Here is a 20839-nt window from a genome sequence, read left to right as displayed (position 1 = left end):
TGATCAATTCACTTCGACAAACAAAGGCACCACGATGCGCGTTTCCTCTCCCGTCCCCTCATCGCGAATGATCAGCGTGACTTCGTCAAGCGAACGGAAGAATTCGATAGTCTGTTCGCCAAAACTGATCGTCCCCTGATCTTCGGGGTTCTCGCCAAAGATGGCGTCCACGACTTGCGTGGAGAGCGCGGAAAGCAGCCGCGATTCAAGTTGCCGGGCAAAGGCGTCCGCTTGCGTTTCTTCATTCTGGGTGCGCGGATCACGCGTGTCGTTCTGCGCGTTGGCGATGCCAAGGATGTGCGTCGAATTGAAAGGATTGCCGCCAAATGTGGGCGAAATCGGTTCGTGCACGAGGTCCTGCGCGTACGCAGGATGACAGAGCATCGCCGCAGCAAGTGCCGCAGCGCTAAGCCGGAAAACGTTCATCAAGCCCCTCTCGCAAAAATTGTGACGGTTGCGCCCGTTAACAGATCGTTAGTCGAAGTCCGGGCCGGAAAGAAAGGTTGATTCCGTCAGAGTCTGGGGGTGTCCCATTTTTGGATTCGCGCGTTCGCCTAGGGAATCCGCTGGCCGACGGTGAATTCCGGTCATCTAGCCTGCAAAAAATTTCACCGCCTTGCGCTGACCCCAGTTTTGAGCGCGGAAATTTTCGTGCACGCGCTGCCCCTAATGTAACATTTTGTATCATCAACTCGTAATCTTGCCGAATCCAGACCGGCGAGCGGTGCGAATCGACGTCGCCGAGTCGCGCGGTTTCGTGGCGTGAGACCGCTCCCAACCTCCGCGCCTTCGGGCGACGATGCCGTTGCGACAGACCGTCCTTTGGAAGCAATGGATTAAGGCTTTGCGGCTAATCCTGCGGCGGTTCGCCCACTAAGCGCGCGCCGCTGGATTAGCGGCCAGAAAAAGGGGAGCAGAATGAAACCCGGAGCCTTTATCTCGGCCTTTCTGGCTGGCGGTCTAATCGCGTTGTTGCCCGCTTGCGCAACGGCTCGCGCTGGCGCTGCGACCGCTGCCGATCTGGAGGCAGACGCCGTTAGCCTGGAAGACGCGGTGGAGGGTTCGAATGCCTTCGCGCTCGATCTGTATCGCGAAGTGGCGAAAGATGGTGACAATCTGTTCTTCTCCCCCGCCAGTGTCTCGCTTGCCATGGGCTTCGCCTATCGCGGCGCGGACGGTGAGACGGCTGAACAAATGGCTAGGGTGATGCGCTATCCCGGCAGCCCTGTTTCCTATCTGCGCGCCGCGGGAGAGCTTGATCAGACGATGAACCTGTCGGGCGAGGGCCGCGAACTGCGCAGCGCCAACGCCTTCTGGGTTCACAAGGATCTAAAGCTCGAGCCGGATTACACGGCCGATCTCGAGCAAAAAGCATCTGGCGCTTTCAGGCGGGTCGATTTCACCGCCGATCCCGAAGCGGCGCGTAAGGCGATCAACCTTTGGGTCGCAGGCCAGACCGAGGACCGGATCGCGAACCTTATTCCCCCAAAGGTTATCCGCGAAACAACGGCGGCTGTGCTGGTTAACGCGATCTACTGGAAGGCCGATTGGCTCAAGCCCTTCCGCAACGAGCAGACCAAGACCGAGCCCTTTACGATGAGCGACGGCGAAAAGATCGACGCGGAACTCATGAACACGCGCAACGACTTCCGCGGGATCGAGCGCGGCTCGGTCAAGCTAGTGGATCTGCCTTACAAGGGCGAAGAGGTCAGCATGGTCGCCATTCTGCCCGATAGGCCTGATGGTCTCGCGCGGCTGGAGCGCACGCTTTCGGCCGGGAAGCTTGAGAAGTGGCTGGAGGAACTCGACCAAACAGAACCTCGCGACACTGTGTTGACCGTCCCGAAGATGAGTCTCGATTGGAGCGCCGACCTTGCAAAGGTGATTGAGGCCATGGGCGCGCCGCTGCCGTTTTCGAAGCAGGCGAACTTCGATCGGATGGCTCGCTTTCCTCTTACTGAAGACAGAATGCCAACCGTGACCATTGGCGACAAGTCCACCTGCGGCTTGACCATCTCGAATATTATTCATCAAGCCAACATCGATGTCGACGAGAAGGGCTCCGAAGCCGCAGCCGCCACGGCGGTCGTGATGGGAACGATTACTGTAACTAGCGCGAAAAGAGGCCCTCCGCCTCCGCCGCCCTTCATCTTTCGCGCGGATCATCCCTTAATGTTTCTGCTGCGGGACAAACGGACGGGCGCGATCCTGTTTGTCGGGCGGCTGGTCGATCCACGTCAGGAGACCACCGATGGGCCGGCGCCCGATCTGTCGCCTGATCCTGTTGTCAGCGCAGCGCAAGGCTGCCCGCCCAAGCTGTAAGCGCACACGAAAAAGGGCGGCGCCATCGCTGGCACCGCCCCTTCTTTGTCCGACCAAGCGGATCGAGATCCCGGATCAAGTCCGGGATAACGCTGCGACTAAGGCCCGCGCTCGCGCGCGACCCAAGTCTCGCGTTACTTGAGCTCGACGGTGCCGCCGGCTTCTTCGACCTTCGCCTTGATCTCTTCGGCTTCGGCCTTGGGCGCGGCTTCCTTCAGCGGCTTGGGCGCGCCTTCGACCAGCGCCTTGGCTTCGGTGAGGCCCAGACCGGTGATCGCGCGAACGACCTTGATGACCTGGATCTTCTTGCCGCCGTCGCCGGTGAGGATGACGTCGAATTCGTCCTTCTCTTCGGCAGCGGCTTCGCCGCCACCACCGCCAGCGGCGGGGCCTGCCACGGCGACAGCTGCGGCGGCGCTCACGCCCCACTCTTCTTCCAGCGCCTTGGCGAGTTCAGCCGCCTCAAGGACGGTCAGCTTCGAAAGTTCTTCAACAAGCTTGGAAATATCAGCCATGATGGTTCACTCCAATTAAGTGGCGGGGTCGATTGGACCCCAAATGTTTCGTTGTTCGCGAATACGTCTGTTCGGCCTCCCCTTGAGGAGGCGTCTCTTAAGCGTCTTCCTTGGCGCCATAGGCACCAAAGACACGGGCCAGCTTGTTGGCGGGCGCATTGACGACCTGAGCGATCTTGGTCGCCGGGGCATTGATGAGGCCAACAAGCGTGCCGCGCAGCTCGTCGAGGCTGGGCATCGAGGCGAGCGCCTTGACCCCGGCTTCGTCGAGAACCTGCGTGCCCATCGAACCGCCGACGATCTCCAGCTTGTCGTTCGACTTGGCGAAGTCGACAGCGGTCTTGGCAGCCGCGACCGGGTCCTGCGACCAGGCCAGCGCGGTCGGGCCGGAGAGAAACTCTTCGATCCCGACATAGTCGGTGTCCTTCAGGGCGAGCTTGGCGAGACGGTTCTTCGCAACCTTGTAGGAAGCTCCGGCTTCACGCATCTTGCCGCGCAGTTCGGTGGACTGGTCCACGCTCAGGCCGAGATTGCGGGTCACAACGACCACGCCAACCTCATTGAAGACGTCGTTGAGCTGGGCAACCGCTTCGGCTTTTTGCGAACGATCCATGCCATACTCCTTCACTAATGGCCGCGCGCGATTTGAGCGCGCACGACCGGCTCATATTCACCCATGCCGAGCATCGACACGAGCGTAAGGTCCAGCGATGGGGAAGGAGGGTGAGCCACAAGGCTCGAGGGCAAACGTCACGAATGACGCAGCGAATAATCTCGTTTCCCCGTCTAGGCTGCGAATTAAGAGCGGTGTGTTCCGCTCAGCAACGGTCTTGGACGGATGACCGGTTACCCGGTCGGCCCGCGCCATTAGCCGCTGCGCCGGCAAAGTCAAGCGTTGCGGAGTTTTAAGCGTTCTCCCGGCTTGTGAAAGCGAGGCCGCGCGCTAAGGACGGCCCGACCGGTCGCGCGAGGGTCGCGCGGTGATCGACAAGGGGGTTCCCGGTGAACGAACAACAGGCCTTTGAGCCCGCGCGCGGCTTCGATCTCTTCTCGATACCCGAGCTGACCGAGAGATCGCGCTACGAGTGCGAGAAGCGGATCAGGGCGCGCTGCCAGAACGCGTATCTCGGTTCCGACATCGCGCTTTGCAGGGTGCTTGGGCGGTACAAGATGTTTGTGGATACCAACGATCGCGACATGTCGCCGCATCTGATGTTTGATGGCTTCTGGGAATTCTGGGTCACCGAGGCGGTGTGCGAGCTGGTGAAACCCGGAATGGTGGTCGCCGATATTGGCGCCAATCACGGCTATTTCAGCCTGCTGATGGCCGAGCTGGTCGGGCCGGAAGGCTTCGTCCACGCGTTCGAGCCGAACGCGCGCCTTGCCAAGCTTGTGACGCAGTCGCTCGCGGTGAACGGATTTGGCGAGCGATCCGAGGTGAACACAGTCGCGCTGGCTGGCGAGGATCGCGTGCCCATGGCTCTGGTGATCCCGCCTCAACAGGAAAGCAAAGCCTATCTGGAGCCCTGGGAGGGCGAGCTGTCCGAACACGCGGCGCTGGTCCAGACGCGCCGCCTCGATAGCGAGGAGCGCTGGTCGCAAATCGAGCTCGCCAAGGTCGATGTCGAGGGCGCCGAGGAGCTTTTGTGGGCGGGGGCGAGAGGTCTGCTCGATAGCGGGACGCTCAAGACCGTGCTGCTTGAATTCACGGCCGCGCGATACAGCGATCCCGCTGCGTTTCTGGATCGGCTTGCCGCCCCCGGCTTTACAATTTTGCGGATCGATCACGTGGCCGGAATTGTCCCGACCACGCACGAAGAACTGTTGGCGCGTTCGCCGATGGAGGACGTGATGCTGGCGCTTCGGCGTTGAGGAAACGGGAACAGGCGCGCCATCGCCGCGCACCTGCTTCCGATCAAAGACCGCTCGCCTCGCTCTCATAGCTCAGCAGATCGCCCGGCTGGCATTCCAGTTCGCGGCAGATCGCGGCGAGCGTGGTGAAGCGGATCGCCTTGGCCTTCCCGGTCTTGAGGATGGACAGGTTGGCGAGGGTCAGGCCGACCCGCTCCGCCAGTTCGGTCAGCGTCATGCGGCGTTCGTGCAGCAGGTCATCGAGTTTGACCATGATCGCGGCTCCTTCGTCGTCTGCCAGAGGTTTGGGAGGCATCACACGGTCCCTTCGAGATCTTCGCGCATTTCGGCGCCATGCTTGAACACGCGGGCGAGGATGAAGAGGATGACGACCAGCAGCAGCCCCTCAAGCTCGATGCCGACATCGATGGTGGCCTCCACGTTCTCCATGGGCTCAGCCCATTTGGCCAGAAACAAGGCGAGTCCCCCGATGGGAAGGATGATCACCTGGCACGCCAGCATGATCCACGCCATCAGCTCCAAACGCACGGCGTTGATGGGCGCGAAGGGATCGCCTTCGCCGACCGTGCCGATGATCGCTCGCAATTTGCCGAAGAACACGAAGGCGAGGCCTAAAAGGGCAATGATCAGACCGATCAGGCCGATGATCGCAAGCAGCGGAAGCTTGCCCACGTCTTCGCCGAATTCGGCCAAGATCTGAGCGTTGATCTCGCCCTGAAAGACGATCACCAAAGGCAGCGCGATGACGCAGGCGATCGCTCCCAGTGCAAGGAAGAACTGCATGATGAGCGCCAGCGCCTTGCCCGCAAGCAGCAGCAGGTCGTTGGGTTTGTCTGTCATTTGATAGCCCCTCTTGGTGGTGTTCAGGCCAGCGCCGGCGTCAAGGTGACGGCCTGGGCCGCCGGAACGGTGACGATCGCGCTAACCGAGATGATCGTCAGAAACACCGCGGCGAAAGCGGCGACTGATTGGGAAACGATGCGGTTCATATTGATCTCCTTGATGTCCCTTATTGAAATTCAATAAGTCACAGCTAGGCCGATTCGGATTTATTGTCAATCAATAATATTGAAAAACAATATGTCGAAGATTGTTTTGCGATAATTCCGCGTCGACGAAATTGACGAAGTTGACACCCTGTCATCCGGGAAATCCACAAGATTTGGCTTTGAAAATAGTTGCTTGGTGAAGCAGAGCGAAGTTGACACTTTTCCAACTTCGAATGGCCTTCGGGCGAACGGGGGTGGTATGCATCGCCATGGCGTCGGCGCTACTCATCCACTGGCGAGTAGGAAAGTTTTCGGCCGATACCTCGATCCGGCGGGCACTTTGGTTTGCGCGCGGACTTCGCTCTTTACAAATTGGGCAGAGCTCTTACATGCCTCCTCACACGCCGACTTCGAGACGGTCTGATTCATGCGCGTAGGATCGGGCCAAGAATGGAAGCGGCGCACTGCCATATTCGCGACCCAGGGAACCTGCTGCTGAACGGGCCGATGAGCCTCGTCAGGTGGTCGGGTTTTTTGCGTGGGTGATGGCTTGGTTTTCGCGTGACATCGCACGATCCCCCAGGCGAGTGGGCCGATCCACTCGCGCGTTCTGATAAAAAGAGGCACAGCTCTCCATGGCAACCAAGGCTCCGAGCTCAAAAAAGCCGGTTCGCTCGCGCACGGCGCAGGGCACCGCAAAGCGGCGCATCCGCAAGATTTTCGGCGACATTCACGAAGTCGTCCAGATGCCCAACCTGATCGAGGTCCAGCGCGAAAGCTATGAGCAGTTCCTGCGCTCGGACAAGGAAACGGGCTATGTGTCGGGTCTTGAAAAGACGCTGCGCAGCGTCTTCCCGATCCGCGACTTTGCCGGGACCGCCGAACTCGACTTCGTGCATTACGAACTCGAAGAGCCGAAATACGACACCACCGAGTGCCGTCAGCGCGGCATCACCTACGCCGCGCCGATGAAGGTGACGCTGCGCCTGATCGTCTTCGAAGTCGACCAGGAAACCGAAACGCGCTCGGTTCTCGATATCAAGGAGCAGGACGTTTACATGGGCGACATGCCGCTCATGACCGAGAACGGCACCTTCATCGTCAACGGCACCGAGCGTGTGATCGTTTCGCAGATGCATCGTTCGCCTGGCGTCCTTTTCGATCACGATCGCGGCAAGACGCATTCGTCGGGCAAGCTCTTGTTCGCTGCCCGCGTGATCCCCTATCGCGGCTCGTGGCTCGACTTTGAGTTCGACGCCAAGGACATTGTCAACGTGCGCATCGACAGGAAGCGCAAGCTGCCGGTGACCGCGCTGCTATACGCGCTCGGCCTCGACAGTGAAGGGATCCTGCATCACTTCTACGACACGGTGAAGTGGGAGCGGGCAAAAGACGGCTGGAAGATCCCGTTTGTCGCCGAGAACTGGCGCGGTCAGAAGCCGGCCTTCGCGCTGGTTGACGCCAAGACGGGCGAAGAGGTTTTCCCCGCCGGGCAGAAGATCAGCCCGCGCGCGGCCAACAAGGCGGCCAAGGATGGCCTTGCCGAGCTGCTGCTACCGACCGAGGAAGTCATCGGTCGCTACGCTGCGTATGACATGATCAACGAGCAGACCGGCAGCATCTATATCGAAGCGGGCGACGAAGTGACGCTGGAGCACATCGAAGCGCTCGACGATGCTGGCTTCGACGCGATCGAGCTGCTGGACATTGACGAGGTCAACACCGGCCCGTGGATCCGCAACACGCTTAAGGTCGACAAGGCCGAGAACCGCGACGAGGGCCTTGAAGCGATCTACAAGGTCATGCGTCCGGGCGAGCCGCCGACCAAGGAAACCGCCGAAGCGCTGTTCGAGGGTCTGTTCTTCGACAGCGAGCGCTACGACCTTTCCGCCGTTGGTCGCGTGAAGCTCAACATGCGCCTTGGCCTTGACGCCGAGGACACGGTGACGATCCTGCGCAAGGAAGACATCCTAGCCGTGGTCAAGGAACTGGTTGGCCTCAAGGACGGCAAGGGCGAGGTTGACGACATCGACAATCTCGGCAACCGCCGTGTGCGTTCGGTCGGCGAACTGCTGGAAAACCAGTACCGCGTTGGCCTGCTCCGTATGGAGCGCGCGGTCAAGGAGCGTATGTCGAGCGTCGATGTCTCGACCGTGATGCCCAACGACCTCATCAACGCCAAGCCCGCTGTGGCCGCTGTGCGTGAGTTCTTCGGTTCCTCGCAGCTCTCGCAGTTCATGGACCAGACCAACCCGCTCTCCGAAGTGACGCACAAGCGCCGCGTCTCGGCGCTTGGGCCCGGTGGTCTCACGCGTGAGCGCGCAGGGTTCGAAGTGCGCGACGTGCACCCGACGCACTATGGCCGCATCTGCCCGATTGAAACGCCCGAAGGCCCGAATATCGGCCTGATCAACTCGCTTGCGAGCTTTAGCCGGGTCAACAAGTATGGCTTTATCGAAACGCCGTATCGCCAGGTGGTCGACAACAAGGTCACGGGTGATGTGATCTACCTCTCCGCGATGGAAGAGCAGAAGCACACCGTCGCGCAGGCTTCGGCCGATCTGGATAGTGATGGCGCGTTTGTCGATGAGCTGGTCTCCGCGCGCCACGCGGGCGACAACCTGATGGCGCCCAACGATCAGATCACGCTGATGGACGTGTCGCCGAAGCAGCTTGTCTCGGTTGCGGCCTCGCTCATCCCGTTCCTTGAAAACGATGACGCCAACCGCGCGCTGATGGGCTCGAACATGCAGCGTCAGGCGGTGCCGCTGGTCAAGGCCGAAGCGCCGTGGGTCGGCACCGGGATGGAAGAGACCGTGGCGCGCGACAGCGGCGCGGCGATTGCAGCGAAGCGCGGCGGCATCGTCGATCAGGTCGATGCAACCCGTATCGTCATCCGCGCCGTGGGCGATGTCGAACCCGGCCAGTCGGGTGTTGACATCTACACGCTGCAAAAGTTCCAGCGTTCAAACCAGAACACCTGCATCAACCAGCGTCCGCTGGTGAAGGTGGGCGAGACGATCGAGGCGGGCGACATCATCGCCGACGGTCCCTCGACCGATCTGGGAGAGCTGGCGCTCGGCAAGAACAGCCTCGTCGCGTTCATGCCCTGGAACGGCTACAATTATGAGGACTCGATCCTCATTTCCGAACGCATCGTGAAGGACGACGTCTTCACCTCGATCCACATCGAGGAATTCGAAGTGATGGCGCGCGACACCAAGCTGGGCCCCGAAGACATCACCCGCGACATCCCCAATGTCGGCGAGGAAGCTCTGCGCAACCTCGATGAGGCGGGCATCGTCTATATCGGCGCCGAAGTGCATCCGGGCGATATCCTGGTCGGCAAGATCACGCCCAAGGGCGAAAGCCCGATGACGCCGGAAGAAAAGCTGCTTCGCGCGATCTTTGGCGAGAAGGCATCGGACGTACGCGACACCTCGCTGCGTCTGCCGCCGGGTGTGGCCGGAACGATCGTCGAGGTTCGCGTCTTCAACCGTCACGGTATCGAGATCGACGACCGTACGCGCGCGATCCAGAACGAGGAAATCGAACGTCTGCGCAAGGACGCTGCCGACGAGCGCAACATCCTCAACCGCGCGACCTATAACCGCCTCAAGGACATGCTGCTGGGCCAGACTGCCTCGGCCGCGCCCAAGGGCGTGAAGAAGGGCATCGAGATCGGCGAGCAGGTGCTCCATGATGTCGAACGCCACGAATGGTTCAAATTCGCGGTCGCGGACGACAAGCGCCAGGCGCAGCTTGAGGCGATCAAGTCGCAGTATGACGAAGCGGTCGCGATGATCGATGCCAAGTTCGAAGACCGCAAGGAGAAGCTCGAACGCGGTGACGAGCTGGCTCCGGGCGTGCTCAAGATGGTCAAGGTCTTTGTCGCGGTGAAGCGCAAGCTGCAACCGGGCGACAAGATGGCGGGCCGCCACGGGAACAAGGGTGTGATTTCGCGCATCCTTCCAGTTGAGGACATGCCGTTCCTCGAAGACGGGACGCCGGTCGATCTGGTGCTCAATCCGCTGGGCGTGCCGAGCCGCATGAATGTGGGGCAGATCTTCGAGACGCACCTGGGCTTTGCCGCGCGCGGCGTGGGTATGCAGATCAAGGACGCGCTGGAGGAATGGCACCGCGCCAACCCCAACGCCGCCGAAGACTACGCCGACGCCAAGCCTCCGCAAGCGGTGGTGGAGCGTCTCAAGGACGTCTATGGCGAGCAGTATCACGAGGACCTCGACAGCCGCTCGACCGAGCAGATCGTCGAGCTTGCGGGCAATCTGACCGCCGGTGTCCCGATGGGCACGCCGGTGTTCGACGGCGCGCGCGAAGCGGACGTGACGGACATGCTGGTGAAGGCCGGTGTCCACTCCTCGGGTCAGTCGGTGCTGTACGATGGGCGCACGGGCGAGGCGTTCGACCGCCGCGTGACCGTCGGCATCATCTACATGCTGAAGCTCCACCACCTCGTCGACGACAAGATTCACGCTCGCTCGATCGGGCCGTACTCGCTCGTCACCCAGCAGCCGCTGGGCGGTAAGGCGCAGTTCGGCGGACAGCGCTTCGGCGAGATGGAGGTCTGGGCATTGCAGGCATATGGCGCCGCCTACACCTTGCAGGAGATGCTCACCGTCAAGTCGGACGATGTCGTGGGCCGGACCAAGGTCTACGAAGCGATCGTCAAGGGCGACGACACCTTCGAAGCGGGCATTCCGGAGAGCTTCAACGTGCTCGTCAAGGAAATGCGCTCGCTGGGCATGAATGTCGAATTGAAGTCGCTGTCTGACGGCGAGGACGAGGACGGCGATATGCTGGAGGCAGCGGAGTAAATTGCCTCCCCTCCCCATCGGGGAGGGGATTGAGGGGTGGGGGCTGCGGCCTCTGCCTGAGAGCACTGACCCCCCACCCCCACCCCCTCCCCGAGGGGAGGGGAGCAGGAAGGCGGAAACGAAATGAACGAACTGACCAAATTCACCAACCAGCTGGCCAAGCCGGAAACCTTTGACCAGATCCAGATCGGTATCGCTTCGCCTGAGCGTATCCGTTCCTGGTCTTTCGGCGAGATCAAGAAGCCGGAGACGATCAACTACCGCACGTTCAAGCCCGAGCGTGACGGCCTGTTCTGCGCGCGCATCTTCGGTCCGGTGAAGGACTACGAATGCCTGTGCGGCAAGTACAAGCGCATGAAGTACAAGGGCGTCGTGTGCGAAAAGTGCGGCGTTGAAGTCACCGTCACCAAGGTGCGCCGTGAGCGTATGGGCCATATCGAGCTCGCCGCCCCGGTCGCGCATATCTGGTATCTGAAGTCGCTGCCCTCGCGCATCGGCCTGCTGCTCGACATCCAGCTCAAGCAGCTGGAGCGCATCCTCTACTTTGAAAGCTATGTCGTGATCGAGCCGGGCCTGACCCCGCTTGAGAAGTATCAGCTGCTCACCGAAGACGAGCTGCTCGAAGCGCAGGACGAATACGGCGAAGACGCGTTCTCGGCCGATATCGGCGCGGAAGCGGTCAAGGTCATGCTGATGGACCTCGACCTGGAGCAGGAGCGCGAAGACCTTCTGGAAGAGCTGGCGACCACCAAGTCGACGCTCAAGCCCAAGAAGATCATCAAGCGTCTGAAGGTCGTCGAGAGCTTCATCGAATCCGGCAACCGTCCCGAGTGGATGATCCTCGAAGTCATCCCCGTGATCCCGCCCGAGCTGCGCCCTCTGGTGCCGCTCGATGGCGGTCGTTTCGCGACCTCGGATCTCAACGATCTCTATCGCCGCGTGATCAACCGCAACAACCGCCTAAAGCGCCTTATCGAGCTGCGCGCTCCGGACATCATCGTACGCAACGAAAAGCGCATGCTTCAGGAAGCGGTGGACGCGCTGTTCGACAACGGTCGCCGTGGCCGGGTCATCACCGGCGCGAACAAGCGTCCGCTCAAATCGCTCAGCGACATGCTCAAGGGCAAGCAGGGCCGCTTCCGCCAGAACCTGCTCGGTAAGCGCGTCGATTATTCGGGCCGTTCGGTCATCGTGACCGGCCCCGAACTCAAGCTGCACCAGTGCGGCCTGCCCAAAAAGATGGCCTTGGAGCTGTTCAAGCCGTTCATCTACGCGCGCCTTGACGCCAAGGGACTGTCGATGACCCTCAAACAAGCGAAGAAGTGGGTCGAGAAAGAGCGCAAGGAGGTCTGGGATATCCTCGACGAAGTGATCCGTGAGCACCCGGTTCTCTTGAACCGTGCGCCGACGCTTCACCGTCTGGGCATCCAGGCGTTCGAGCCGGTTCTGATCGAAGGGAAGGCGATCCAGCTTCACCCGCTGGTCTGCTCGGCCTTCAACGCCGACTTCGACGGTGACCAGATGGCGGTCCACGTGCCGCTTTCGCTGGAAGCCCAGCTCGAAGCGCGCGTGCTGATGATGAGCACTAACAACATCCTCTCGCCCGCCAACGGCAAGCCGATCATCGTGCCCTCGCAGGACATGGTGCTGGGCCTCTACTACCTCTCGATGGAGCGACAGGAGAAGACGCCCGAATTCCTCGAAAACGAGGATGGCTCCAAGGTCGAGAAGCTGCCGCGCTTTGCCGATATGGCCGAAGTGCACCAGGCGCTCGAAACGAAGGCTGTCACGCTGCACACCAAGATCCTCGCCCGCGTTCCGCAGGCCGATGAGGATGGCAATATCGTGATGAAGCGGTTCGAGACGACGCCGGGCCGCATGCTGATCGGTGAGTGTCTGCCCAAGAACCACAAGGTGCCCTACGACATCATCAACCGCCTGCTCACCAAGCGGGAAATCGGCGACGTGATCGACCAGGTGTACCGTCACACCGGCCAGAAGGACACGGTGCTGTTCGCCGATGCCATCATGACGCTGGGCTTCCGCCACGCGTTCAAGGCCGGCATTTCGTTCGGCAAGGATGACATGATCATCCCCGATGCGAAGGAAGGGCTGGTTGCCGAGACCAAGGCGCTCGTCTCCGATTACGAGCAGCAATATCAGGACGGCCTCATCACCCAGCAGGAAAAGTACAACAAGGTGATCGACGCCTGGGCCAAGTGCGGCGACCAGGTGGCCGACGCGATGATGGAGCGCATCAAGGCGACCCCGATCGACGAGGATGGCCGCGAGGCCGAGATCAACTCGATCTACATGATGAGCCATTCGGGCGCGCGTGGTTCGCCCGCGCAGATGAAGCAGCTCGCCGGGATGCGCGGCCTGATGGCCAAGCCTTCGGGCGAGATCATCGAAAACCCGATCATCTCGAACTTCAAGGAAGGCCTCAACGTTCTTGAATACTTCAACTCCACCCACGGCGCGCGCAAGGGCCTCGCGGATACCGCGCTCAAGACGGCGAACTCGGGCTACCTGACCCGCCGTCTGGTCGACGTCTCACAGGACTGCACGATCGTCGAGGAGGACTGCAAGACCGAGAACGCGCTGGAAATGCGCGCCATCGTGCAGGGCGGCAGCGTGATCGCTTCGCTGGGCGAGCGTATTCTGGGCCGCACCGTGGCCGAGGATATCGTCAACGCCTCGACCGATGAAGTGATCGTCAAGGCGGGCACGCTGGTCGATGAAGCGATGGTCAAGGTGATCGAGGAAGCCGAGGTCCAGTCGGCCAAGATCCGCTCGCCGCTGGTCTGCGAATCCGAACAGGGCGTGTGCGCGACCTGTTACGGGCGTGACCTTGCGCGCGGGACGCCGGTGAATATCGGCGAAGCCGTGGGCGTCATCGCGGCGCAGTCGATCGGCGAGCCGGGCACCCAGCTGACGATGCGGACCTTCCATATCGGCGGCGCGGCACAATTGAACGAGACCAGCCACCTTGAATCGATCTCGGACGGTAAGGTCGAATATCGCGACATGCCGACGATCACCGACAAGAAGGGCCGGATACTTTCCATGGCCCGCAACGGTGAACTGGCCGTGATCGACGCCGAGGGCCGTGAGCGTGAGATGCACAAGGTGCCCTATGGTACCGTGCTGATGTTCAAGGACGGCGCGAAGGTGAAGGAAGGCGACCGGCTTGCGGAATGGGATCCGTTCACGCTGCCGATCATCACCGAGCAATCGGGCGTGGTGCGTTATCAGGATCTGGTCGAGGGCACGACGCTCGAAGAGCAGACCGATGACGCCACCGGTATCGCGCAGCGCGTGGTCACCGAGAACCGCGCCACGGGTCGCAAGAAGAAGGAAGAGCTGCGTCCGCGCCTCATGCTCCAGGGCGAAGGCCAGTCGGCGGATGACAGCGATGCGCAGCGCTATATGCTGGCTCCGGGCACCACGCTCTCGGTCGAAGACGGTCAGCAGGTTGAGGCCGGCGACATTCTGGCGCGCGCGTCGCGCGAGGCGGCCAAGACCCGTGACATCACCGGCGGTCTGCCGCGCGTCGCCGAGCTGTTCGAAGCGCGTCTGCCCAAGGACAACGCGATCATCGCCAAGATTTCGGGCAAGATCGAGTTCGTCCGCGAGTACAAGGCCAAGCGCAAGATCGCGATCGTTCCGGAAGACGGCGATCCGGTCGAGTACCTGATCCCCAAGACCAAGGTGATCGACGTGCAGGAAGGCGACTTCGTGAAGAAGGGGGACACCCTGATTTCCGGTTCGCCTAACCCGCACGATATCCTTGAGGTTCTGGGCGTCGAGGCGCTGGCCGAATATCTCGTCAACGAAATCCAGGAAGTCTACCGACTGCAGGGCGTGAAGATCAACGACAAGCACATCGAGGTGATCGTTCGCCAGATGCTGCAGAAGGTCGAGATCACCAAGGGCGGCGACACCACGTTGCTGCCGGGCGAGCAGGTCGACCTTGCCGAGATGCTCGAGATCAACTCGAAGCTGGGCAAGGGTAAGGAACCCGCGGAAGGCACGCCGATCCTGCTCGGGATCACCAAGGCGAGCCTTCAGACCCGCAGCTTCATCTCGGCCGCCTCGTTCCAGGAGACGACCCGTGTGCTCACGCAGGCGAGCGTCGAGGGCAAGAAGGACACGCTGATCGGTCTCAAGGAGAACGTGATCGTGGGCCGTCTCATCCCGGCGGGCACCGGCGCGGGGATGAACCGCATGCGTGTGGCCGCGTCCAGCCGCGACGCCGCCTTGAAGGCGCAGTGGAAGAAGCAGCAGGAAGCTTTGGCCGCAGCCAATGCGGTCGAAGAAGAGCCTGCCGCCGATCCGGTCTCCAGCGAGGAAGCGATGAAAGCCGCGATGGGTGCTGCCAGCAGCGAAAGCAGCGAGACTCCGGCAGCGGAGTAAGCCTCGCGCTTGAACAAGCAGGGTCTGGCCCTCAAAAACCCCGCCGAAAGCGCGTGCTTCCGGCGGGGTTTTGTAAAGCTGCAATCAGGACGCGCAGCGCGGGACTGCGCGCTGATCGACTTGCGTTGCGATTACGAAATCGACTTCGGCGCCGCTGTCGAAATACGGCGACAGATCGAAGGTTAAGCGCTCGGGGATGATGGCTTTGCCCGTGTCGTTATTGCCATTGTGGCTGAGGTACAGAGTCGCTTTGGGCGGATTCGATTTATCCAGCGCGCTATCCCAGCTCGGGCGGAAGTCGTGCCGCGCAATGCCTCCGCCATAGCGAACATCAGCAATGAGCTTATCGTCATTCACGCAAACCGCTTCAAGAAAATACATGTCGTCGCCAATCGGATCGCCCTCTTTCACCAGACCCCTGATGGAGGCGATATGATCCAGCGATGATCCTCTAATCCGTGCCCCTTCGGCCCATGCGGGCAAACTGCCGCCGAGCGGGAACACTTGCAAGGCTGGTAAAGTATACGGGCCAGAAGGCGGGGTCACTGACAAAACGAATTCTTGGATTTTGTCGTTCGGCTCAACAACATAGATGATAGGGTCGAGCGAAACCCTGTATCCTAATGTTGGCGCAACGAAGTTTGCGCTGATGTGAAACGTGCCATCTTTTCCAAAAAGATCGAGATCAGCAACATTGTGCATATCAGTCCTCCAGTCACTGGTGTTACGCGACCCGGACCTTCACTTTTTTCTTAACATGAAACGCAAATGCACGGCTGGCAGGAGTCTTGGATCAAAGAGTCATTCTTGGCCCCAAAATGCTATTGATAATCGTTCGCGATAATGTAGGATGGGAATCGCAACACCAGAGGAGTCCTTGTGACCAAGCCCATTCGCCGGTTCGCCAAATCCGCCGCCCCCGACCACGCCCCCGACCACGCCAGCGCATCCAGCCTCATCGAAGAACTGGCGCGGCCCGCGCGTCTCGCCTCGCTCGGCCCGATTGCGGCACGCTTTCTCTATTCGCTCCGTCTCATCGCGCTGCACGAGCGGGCAAAGCGCGATCCGGTGCCCGAACTTGCTGTCCGCCTGGGCAGTGTCGAGGTTGCGGCCAAGGCGTTGCACCTTAGTCAGGCGATTGCTTCGAGCTGGCCGGAAAACGTTCAGCTTTCGTGCTTTTGTTCACCCCGGCTCACGCATGACGAGGCGACAATCGGCGCGTTGCTGGATACAGCGTCCGCGCGCGATCGCGGGGGTTTCGAAGCGCAGATCGACGGGCTGATCCGGCCTGCGCGCGTGCACCGTCTATGGGAAGCGGTGCTGGGTCTGGTCGCGGCGGAGGCCCGCGCTGCCCAAGCGCCGCAATAGCTTGCAGGCATCGGGTGGGCTGGCTACCGCGCTCGCCATGACCAGTGATCCCAGCTCGATAACCACCCGCTTTGCACCCTCGCCCACGGGCCGTCTTCACGTCGGCAATATCCGCACCGCTTTGCACAACTGGATGCTGGCGCGCGTTTCGGGCGGCGAATTCGTCTTGCGCATCGATGACACCGACGCGGAGCGCTCGAAAGAGGAATACGTCGAGGCGATCCGCGCGGACCTGGCGTGGCTTGGCCTTGATCCCGCGCGCGAAGAACGCCAATCGGCCCGGCTCGATGCCTACGAAGCGGCCTTTGAGCGGCTACGGGAGGCGGGGCGCATTTACCCGGCCTACGAAACGCAGCAGGAGCTTGAGCTCAAGCGCAAAGTCCTGCTTGGGCGCGGCAAACCGCCGATCTATGACCGGGCTGCGCTGGCGCTGAGCGAGGAGGAGCGCGCCGCCAAGGAAGCCGAAGGTACCCGGCCCCACTGGCGCTTCAAGCTCGATCACGAAGAGGCGATCGCCTGGGAAGACGGCGTGCGAGGCGCGGTCAAATTCGATCCCGCCCAGCTCTCCGACCCGGTGATCCGGCGCGCCGATGGCTCGTGGCTCTACATGCTGCCGAGCACGGTCGATGATATCGATATGGGCATTACGCAGGTGCTGCGCGGCGAGGATCACGTCTCCAACACCGCGGTGCAGATCCAGATGTTCACAGCGCTGGGTGCCGAGCCACCATCCTTCGCCCACGAGGCGCTGCTGGTGGGTAAGGAAGGCAAATTGTCGAAGCGTCTCGGCTCGCTCGGCTGCGACGCGTTCCGCGAACGCGGGATAGAGCCCGAAGCCATCGTCGCGCTGCTTGCGCGGCTCGGGACTTCGCTCCCGGTCGAGCCGATCGCCGACCGCGCCGCTCTGCTCGCCACCTTTGATCTTTCCACATTTGGCCGCGCGCCCGCCAAGTTCGACGAGGCTGAGCTTGAGCGCGTGAACACCGCCATCGTCCACCAGATGGAATACGCGGCGGTGAAAGCGCGCCTTCCCGAGGGGATGGACGAGGCCGGTTGGCACGCAGTGCGCCCCAACGTGTCGACCATCAACGAAGTGGGCGAATGGTGGCGGCTGGTCACGGGGCCGATTGAAGCGGTCGCTTTCGACGGGGAGACGCGCGGCTATCTGACCCAGGCCCTGAGCGCACTCGAATGGGGCGATGACCCTTGGGGCGCGCTGACTTCAGCGCTCAAGGAAAGCACGGGGCGCAAGGGCAAGGCGCTCTTTCTCCCGCTGCGCCAGGCGCTCACCGGCATGAATCACGGTCCCGACATGGGCGAATTGCTCCCGCTGATCGGCGAGGACGAAGCGCGCGCGCGGCTGGCACACGCCGCGCAAGGCTAGGTCGGATCGCCCTTCGCATTGTCACTCGGCCGGCTGACGAGCCCTCAGCTCGATATGATAGAGCTTGGACCAGAGCTTCCCGGTCACGAACAGCCGCTTGCCTTCCGCGTCCCAGGCGATCCCGTTGAGCACGCCGTCCGGATCGGTGCCCTCATATCCCGCTAGCGCCCGGCAATCGATCACCGCGCGCACCGCGCCTGTGCGCGGGTCTATGCCGACGATGTAGTCGGTCTTCCAGATATTCGCGAGGATCAGGCCATCGACGACTTCGAGCTCGTTGAGGCTCGCCAGCGGACGGCCGTTGAGCGTGACGTCGATCGAGCGCACGACTTTATACGTGTCGGGATCGAGAAAACGCAGCGTGGCGGTGCCGTCGGAGGCCACCAACGCGTCTTCGTATCGGGCCAAACCCCACCCTTCATAGGGATAGTCTGCAAAGCTGCGGACCGGTGCAAGGTCGCTCAGCCGCCAACGGTGAACCACACCATCGCGCCAGGTCAGGCTGATCAGTTCGTCCTCCCACAGGGCAAGCCCCTCGCCGAACTGGCCAAAGGGGATCGGGCGATCCCTCTCGACCCTGCCGGTGGCGAGATCCACTTTGCGCACACGCGAGGCGCCGACGCGCCCGGTGCTTTCATACAGCCACCCCTCGTGCCACAGCAGACCTTGTGTAAAGGCGCCCGGATCGTGCGGGTAAGTCGCCATGACCTCGACATTGTACACGGTGACGAGCTGAGGCGGTTGCGGCGCATCGGGGCCGAGGCTGGGGGCGGGCGCGGGCGGCTCGGCTTGCCGGGCCCATCCGATAGGGGCCAAAAAGACGAAGACCAGAAAGACGGGGCCGACAAGGAAAAGGAGACGCGCGTGCACGGTGTTTGTCTAGGGTGCCAAGGCGCGGCTCGCCAGAGATAAGAACGCAGAGCCTGAGCGATGGCCGCGATCCGCTGTAGGTTGGGCGATTGACACGGCCGCGTATCGGCGCGACGGCGTCGGCATGAAGATCTTCCAATCGCTGTCCGGTATGGCCACGGTGCTGGCCCTTTTGCTTCCATGCGCAACACACGCGCAAACACCGCAATGCCCCGATCCGGCCGAGGCGCGTCTTGAGGTCGAACAGACCATCCGCGATTTCTTCGACGCGCTGCGCGGCGAGGGTGAGGCATCGTTTGAAAGCCTCACCACCTCGTCGATGTATTCCTTCGATGTGGGCGAGCGGTTTGAAGGGCGCGCGCTCGCCGACGTGATCATAGGGGCGCTCGAAGACGGCGTGGAGATCAACTGGACGCTCGGCCCGATGGACACCGCGGTGCGCTGTGATGTCGCCTGGTCTCAGTGGGAAAACACCGGAAGTGCGGGCACACCGCCCGACGTCGCTCCGGTCCGATGGCTGGAATCGGCGGTGCTGGTCTACGAAGAGGGGCGTTGGAAGGTCGACTTTTTCCATTCGCAGCGAGCAAGGCCGGAATAGTCGGGCGCGCTAGCGTGTAAGTCTCTAGCGACGCCGAATCGAGGAGCGCCCATGCCGGACAAGACCTATCTCGACGCCAACGAGCTGCTTGAGCTGTCCTTTGCGCTTGCCAATCAGATCGTCGATTCCGGATTTGTCCCGACGCACATCGTCGGCGTTTGGCGCGGCGGCGCGCCGATCGGGATCGCGGTGCAGGAGCTGCTCGAATATCGCGGCATCTCGTGCGATCACATCGCCATTCGCACCTCCTCTTACACCGGGATCGGCCAGCAGGCGCGCATGGTGAAGGTCTACGCGCTGGGCTATCTGATCGACACGCTCAACACCGAAGACCGGCTGCTGATCGTTGACGACGTGTTCGACACGGGCAAATCGGTCGAGGCGTTCATCAACGAGCTGAAGAAGCGCTGTCGGCGCAACACGCCTTCGACGATCCGGATCGCCACCGTGTTCTACAAGCCTTCGAAGAACCAGACCTCGCTGACGCCGGATTACTACATCCGCTCGACCGAGGAATGGCTGGTCTTCCCGCACGAAATCGACGGGCTGACCGAAGAGGAAATTCGGCGCCACAAGCCAAGCGCCGACGAAATTCTCCGGCGCCCCGCGGTAAAGGAACAAGCCAATGAACCAGACTGAGCGTGAGACGCGAAACGCCTTCATCGCCGCGGTGCCCAAGGCGGAGCTGCACCTGCATATCGAGGGGTCGCTGGAGCCCGACATGATGTTCGCGCTCGCCAGGCGCAACGGCGTGGACCTGCCCTACGCGACGGTCGAGGACGTGCGCGCGGCGTATCGCTTCTCGAACCTGCAGGAGTTTCTCGACCTCTATTATCTGGGAATGGGAGCGCTGATCGAGGAGCGCGACTTTTACGAACTGACGCTGGCTTATCTGGAGCGCGCGCACGCGGACAGCGTGCGCCATGTCGAGATATTCTTCGACCCGCAGGGCCACACCCAGCGCGGCGTGGCCTTCGACACCGCGATCTCGGGTATCGTGCGCGCGCTTGAGGATGGCGAGGAGCGCTTCGGGATCAGCTGGAAGCTCATCATGTGTTTCCTGCGGCACCTCAGTGAAGAGGCCGCTTTCGAGACCCTTGAAGAGGCGCAGCCCTGGCTCGACCGCATCGCGGGTGTCGGGCTCGATTCGTCCGAAGTCGGCCATCCGCCGGAGAAGTTCGCGCGCGTGTTCGCGCGGTGCCGCGAGCTCGGGCTCAAGCTCGTCGCGCATGCGGGCGAGGAAGGGCCACCGGACTATGTCTGGCAGGCGCTCGACACGCTCAAGATCGATCGGATCGACCACGGCAACCGCGCGCTGGAGGACGAGGCCCTGACGGACCGCCTCGTGCAAGAGGGCCACACGCTGACCGTCTGCCCGCTCTCCAATCTGAAGCTGTGCGTGATCGATGACATCGCCGACAGCCCGGTCAAACGGATGCTCGATCGCGGGATCAAGGCGACCGTCAATTCGGACGATCCTTCCTATTTCGGGGGCTATATCAACGACAATTACCGCGCTGTTGCCGACGCGCTGGACATGAGCGTTGAGGATATGGCCACCCTCGCGATCAACTCGTTCGAGGGCTCGTTCCTCGACGAGGCCACCATTGCGCAGCGGAGGGCCGAGGTTGAGGCCGTGCTGAAACGGCACGCGGGCCTGTAACTCGGGT

17 protein-coding genes are annotated in these 20839 nt (G+C 61.8%); 9 read left to right on the top strand and 8 right to left on the bottom strand.

Features of this window, described 5'->3' with window-relative positions; translation table 11 throughout:
- Positions 1-3 precede the first annotated feature (3 nt).
- The gene (locus tag QNI87_RS12945; protein WP_300597145.1) at positions 4-426 is read right to left on the bottom strand and encodes a curli assembly protein CsgF; all 423 of its coding nucleotides are present in this window, start codon (positions 424-426) and stop codon (positions 4-6) included.
- Positions 427-918: 492 nt separating this feature from the next.
- Between QNI87_RS12945 and QNI87_RS12940 the strand changes: the two genes are divergently transcribed.
- Complete coding sequence (locus QNI87_RS12940; protein ID WP_300597143.1) at positions 919-2322, top strand: serpin family protein; 1404 nt, start codon at positions 919-921, stop codon at positions 2320-2322.
- A 134-nt stretch (positions 2323-2456) separates the two neighbouring features.
- Here the strand turns inward: QNI87_RS12940 and rplL are convergent, their stop codons facing one another.
- A complete protein-coding gene (rplL, locus tag QNI87_RS12935) occupies positions 2457-2837 on the bottom strand; it encodes a 50S ribosomal protein L7/L12 (RefSeq protein ID WP_300597141.1) in 381 nt (126 codons plus the stop codon).
- A 97-nt stretch (positions 2838-2934) separates the two neighbouring features.
- Positions 2935-3450: a 50S ribosomal protein L10 gene (rplJ, locus tag QNI87_RS12930; protein ID WP_300597138.1), complete on the bottom strand. Its 516-nt coding sequence runs from the start codon at positions 3448-3450 to the stop codon at positions 2935-2937.
- Positions 3451-3839: 389 nt separating this feature from the next.
- Between rplJ and QNI87_RS12925 the strand changes: the two genes are divergently transcribed.
- Positions 3840-4709, top strand: coding sequence for an FkbM family methyltransferase (locus tag QNI87_RS12925; RefSeq protein WP_300597136.1), 870 nt, complete (start codon positions 3840-3842; stop codon positions 4707-4709).
- Positions 4710-4752: 43 nt separating this feature from the next.
- Here the strand turns inward: QNI87_RS12925 and QNI87_RS12920 are convergent, their stop codons facing one another.
- From QNI87_RS12920 to QNI87_RS12910, 3 genes are read right to left on the bottom strand one after another with little or no spacing between them, the layout of a single operon-like run.
- Positions 4753-5004, bottom strand: a complete 252-nt coding sequence (locus QNI87_RS12920) for a helix-turn-helix transcriptional regulator (RefSeq protein ID WP_300597135.1) — start codon at positions 5002-5004, stop codon at positions 4753-4755.
- Positions 5004-5549, bottom strand: a complete 546-nt coding sequence (locus QNI87_RS12915) for a DUF2975 domain-containing protein (RefSeq protein ID WP_300597134.1) — start codon at positions 5547-5549, stop codon at positions 5004-5006. The genes QNI87_RS12920 and QNI87_RS12915 overlap by 1 nt, the downstream gene beginning before the upstream one ends.
- 23 nt (positions 5550-5572) lie before the next feature.
- Complete coding sequence (locus QNI87_RS12910) at positions 5573-5698, bottom strand: hypothetical protein (protein ID WP_300597133.1); 126 nt, start codon at positions 5696-5698, stop codon at positions 5573-5575.
- Positions 5699-6333: 635 nt separating this feature from the next.
- Here QNI87_RS12910 and rpoB point away from each other — a divergent pair.
- On the top strand, positions 6334-10533 hold the full coding sequence (gene rpoB, locus QNI87_RS12905) for a DNA-directed RNA polymerase subunit beta (protein ID WP_300597132.1): 4200 nt from the start codon (positions 6334-6336) through the stop codon (positions 10531-10533).
- 123 nt (positions 10534-10656) lie between these two features.
- Positions 10657-14949, top strand: coding sequence for a DNA-directed RNA polymerase subunit beta' (rpoC, locus tag QNI87_RS12900; RefSeq protein WP_300597131.1), 4293 nt, complete (start codon positions 10657-10659; stop codon positions 14947-14949).
- A gap of 84 nt (positions 14950-15033) precedes the next feature.
- On the opposite strand, the gene QNI87_RS12895 is transcribed toward rpoC, so the two are convergent.
- On the bottom strand, positions 15034-15651 hold the full coding sequence (locus QNI87_RS12895) for a hypothetical protein (RefSeq protein ID WP_300597130.1): 618 nt from the start codon (positions 15649-15651) through the stop codon (positions 15034-15036).
- Between the two features lie 177 nt (positions 15652-15828).
- Between QNI87_RS12895 and QNI87_RS12890 the strand changes: the two genes are divergently transcribed.
- Complete coding sequence (locus QNI87_RS12890; protein WP_300597128.1) at positions 15829-16317, top strand: DNA-directed RNA polymerase subunit beta'; 489 nt, start codon at positions 15829-15831, stop codon at positions 16315-16317.
- A gap of 37 nt (positions 16318-16354) precedes the next feature.
- On the top strand, positions 16355-17701 hold the full coding sequence (gene gltX / locus QNI87_RS12885; RefSeq protein ID WP_300597126.1) for a glutamate--tRNA ligase: 1347 nt from the start codon (positions 16355-16357) through the stop codon (positions 17699-17701).
- Positions 17702-17722: 21 nt separating this feature from the next.
- Here the strand turns inward: gltX and QNI87_RS12880 are convergent, their stop codons facing one another.
- A complete protein-coding gene (locus tag QNI87_RS12880) occupies positions 17723-18571 on the bottom strand; it encodes a glutaminyl-peptide cyclotransferase (RefSeq protein ID WP_300597124.1) in 849 nt (282 codons plus the stop codon).
- Positions 18572-18695: 124 nt separating this feature from the next.
- Between QNI87_RS12880 and QNI87_RS12875 the strand changes: the two genes are divergently transcribed.
- From QNI87_RS12875 to QNI87_RS12865, 3 genes are read left to right on the top strand one after another with little or no spacing between them, the layout of a single operon-like run.
- Positions 18696-19169 carry a hypothetical protein gene (locus QNI87_RS12875; RefSeq protein WP_300597122.1) on the top strand — a complete coding sequence of 158 codons (474 nt, stop codon included), beginning with the start codon at positions 18696-18698 and terminating at the stop codon, positions 19167-19169.
- 51 nt (positions 19170-19220) lie between these two features.
- Complete coding sequence (locus QNI87_RS12870; RefSeq protein WP_300597120.1) at positions 19221-19808, top strand: phosphoribosyltransferase family protein; 588 nt, start codon at positions 19221-19223, stop codon at positions 19806-19808.
- Complete coding sequence (locus QNI87_RS12865) at positions 19795-20832, top strand: adenosine deaminase (protein WP_300597118.1); 1038 nt, start codon at positions 19795-19797, stop codon at positions 20830-20832. The genes QNI87_RS12870 and QNI87_RS12865 overlap by 14 nt, the downstream gene beginning before the upstream one ends.
- Positions 20833-20839: the final 7 nt, after the last annotated feature.

This window comes from Erythrobacter sp., assembly GCF_030066995.1.
Lineage (GTDB): Bacteria > Pseudomonadota > Alphaproteobacteria > Sphingomonadales > Sphingomonadaceae > Erythrobacter.
This window is presented reverse-complemented; position numbering and strand designations above follow the sequence as displayed.

Coding starts and splice junctions, on each gene's coding strand:
- QNI87_RS12945 (WP_300597145.1), bottom strand. CDS start 426: ATGAACGTTTTCCGGCTTAGCGCTGCGGCACTTGCTGCGGCGATGCTC.
- QNI87_RS12940 (WP_300597143.1), top strand. CDS start 919: ATGAAACCCGGAGCCTTTATCTCGGCCTTTCTGGCTGGCGGTCTAATC.
- rplL (WP_300597141.1), bottom strand. CDS start 2,837: ATGGCTGATATTTCCAAGCTTGTTGAAGAACTTTCGAAGCTGACCGTC.
- rplJ (WP_300597138.1), bottom strand. CDS start 3,450: ATGGATCGTTCGCAAAAAGCCGAAGCGGTTGCCCAGCTCAACGACGTC.
- QNI87_RS12920 (WP_300597135.1), bottom strand. CDS start 5,004: ATGCCTCCCAAACCTCTGGCAGACGACGAAGGAGCCGCGATCATGGTC.
- QNI87_RS12915 (WP_300597134.1), bottom strand. CDS start 5,549: ATGACAGACAAACCCAACGACCTGCTGCTGCTTGCGGGCAAGGCGCTG.
- QNI87_RS12910 (WP_300597133.1), bottom strand. CDS start 5,698: ATGAACCGCATCGTTTCCCAATCAGTCGCCGCTTTCGCCGCGGTGTTT.
- rpoB (WP_300597132.1), top strand. CDS start 6,334: ATGGCAACCAAGGCTCCGAGCTCAAAAAAGCCGGTTCGCTCGCGCACG.
- rpoC (WP_300597131.1), top strand. CDS start 10,657: ATGAACGAACTGACCAAATTCACCAACCAGCTGGCCAAGCCGGAAACC.
- QNI87_RS12895 (WP_300597130.1), bottom strand. CDS start 15,651: ATGCACAATGTTGCTGATCTCGATCTTTTTGGAAAAGATGGCACGTTT.
- gltX (WP_300597126.1), top strand. CDS start 16,355: ATGACCAGTGATCCCAGCTCGATAACCACCCGCTTTGCACCCTCGCCC.
- QNI87_RS12875 (WP_300597122.1), top strand. CDS start 18,696: ATGAAGATCTTCCAATCGCTGTCCGGTATGGCCACGGTGCTGGCCCTT.
- QNI87_RS12870 (WP_300597120.1), top strand. CDS start 19,221: ATGCCGGACAAGACCTATCTCGACGCCAACGAGCTGCTTGAGCTGTCC.
- QNI87_RS12865 (WP_300597118.1), top strand. CDS start 19,795: ATGAACCAGACTGAGCGTGAGACGCGAAACGCCTTCATCGCCGCGGTG.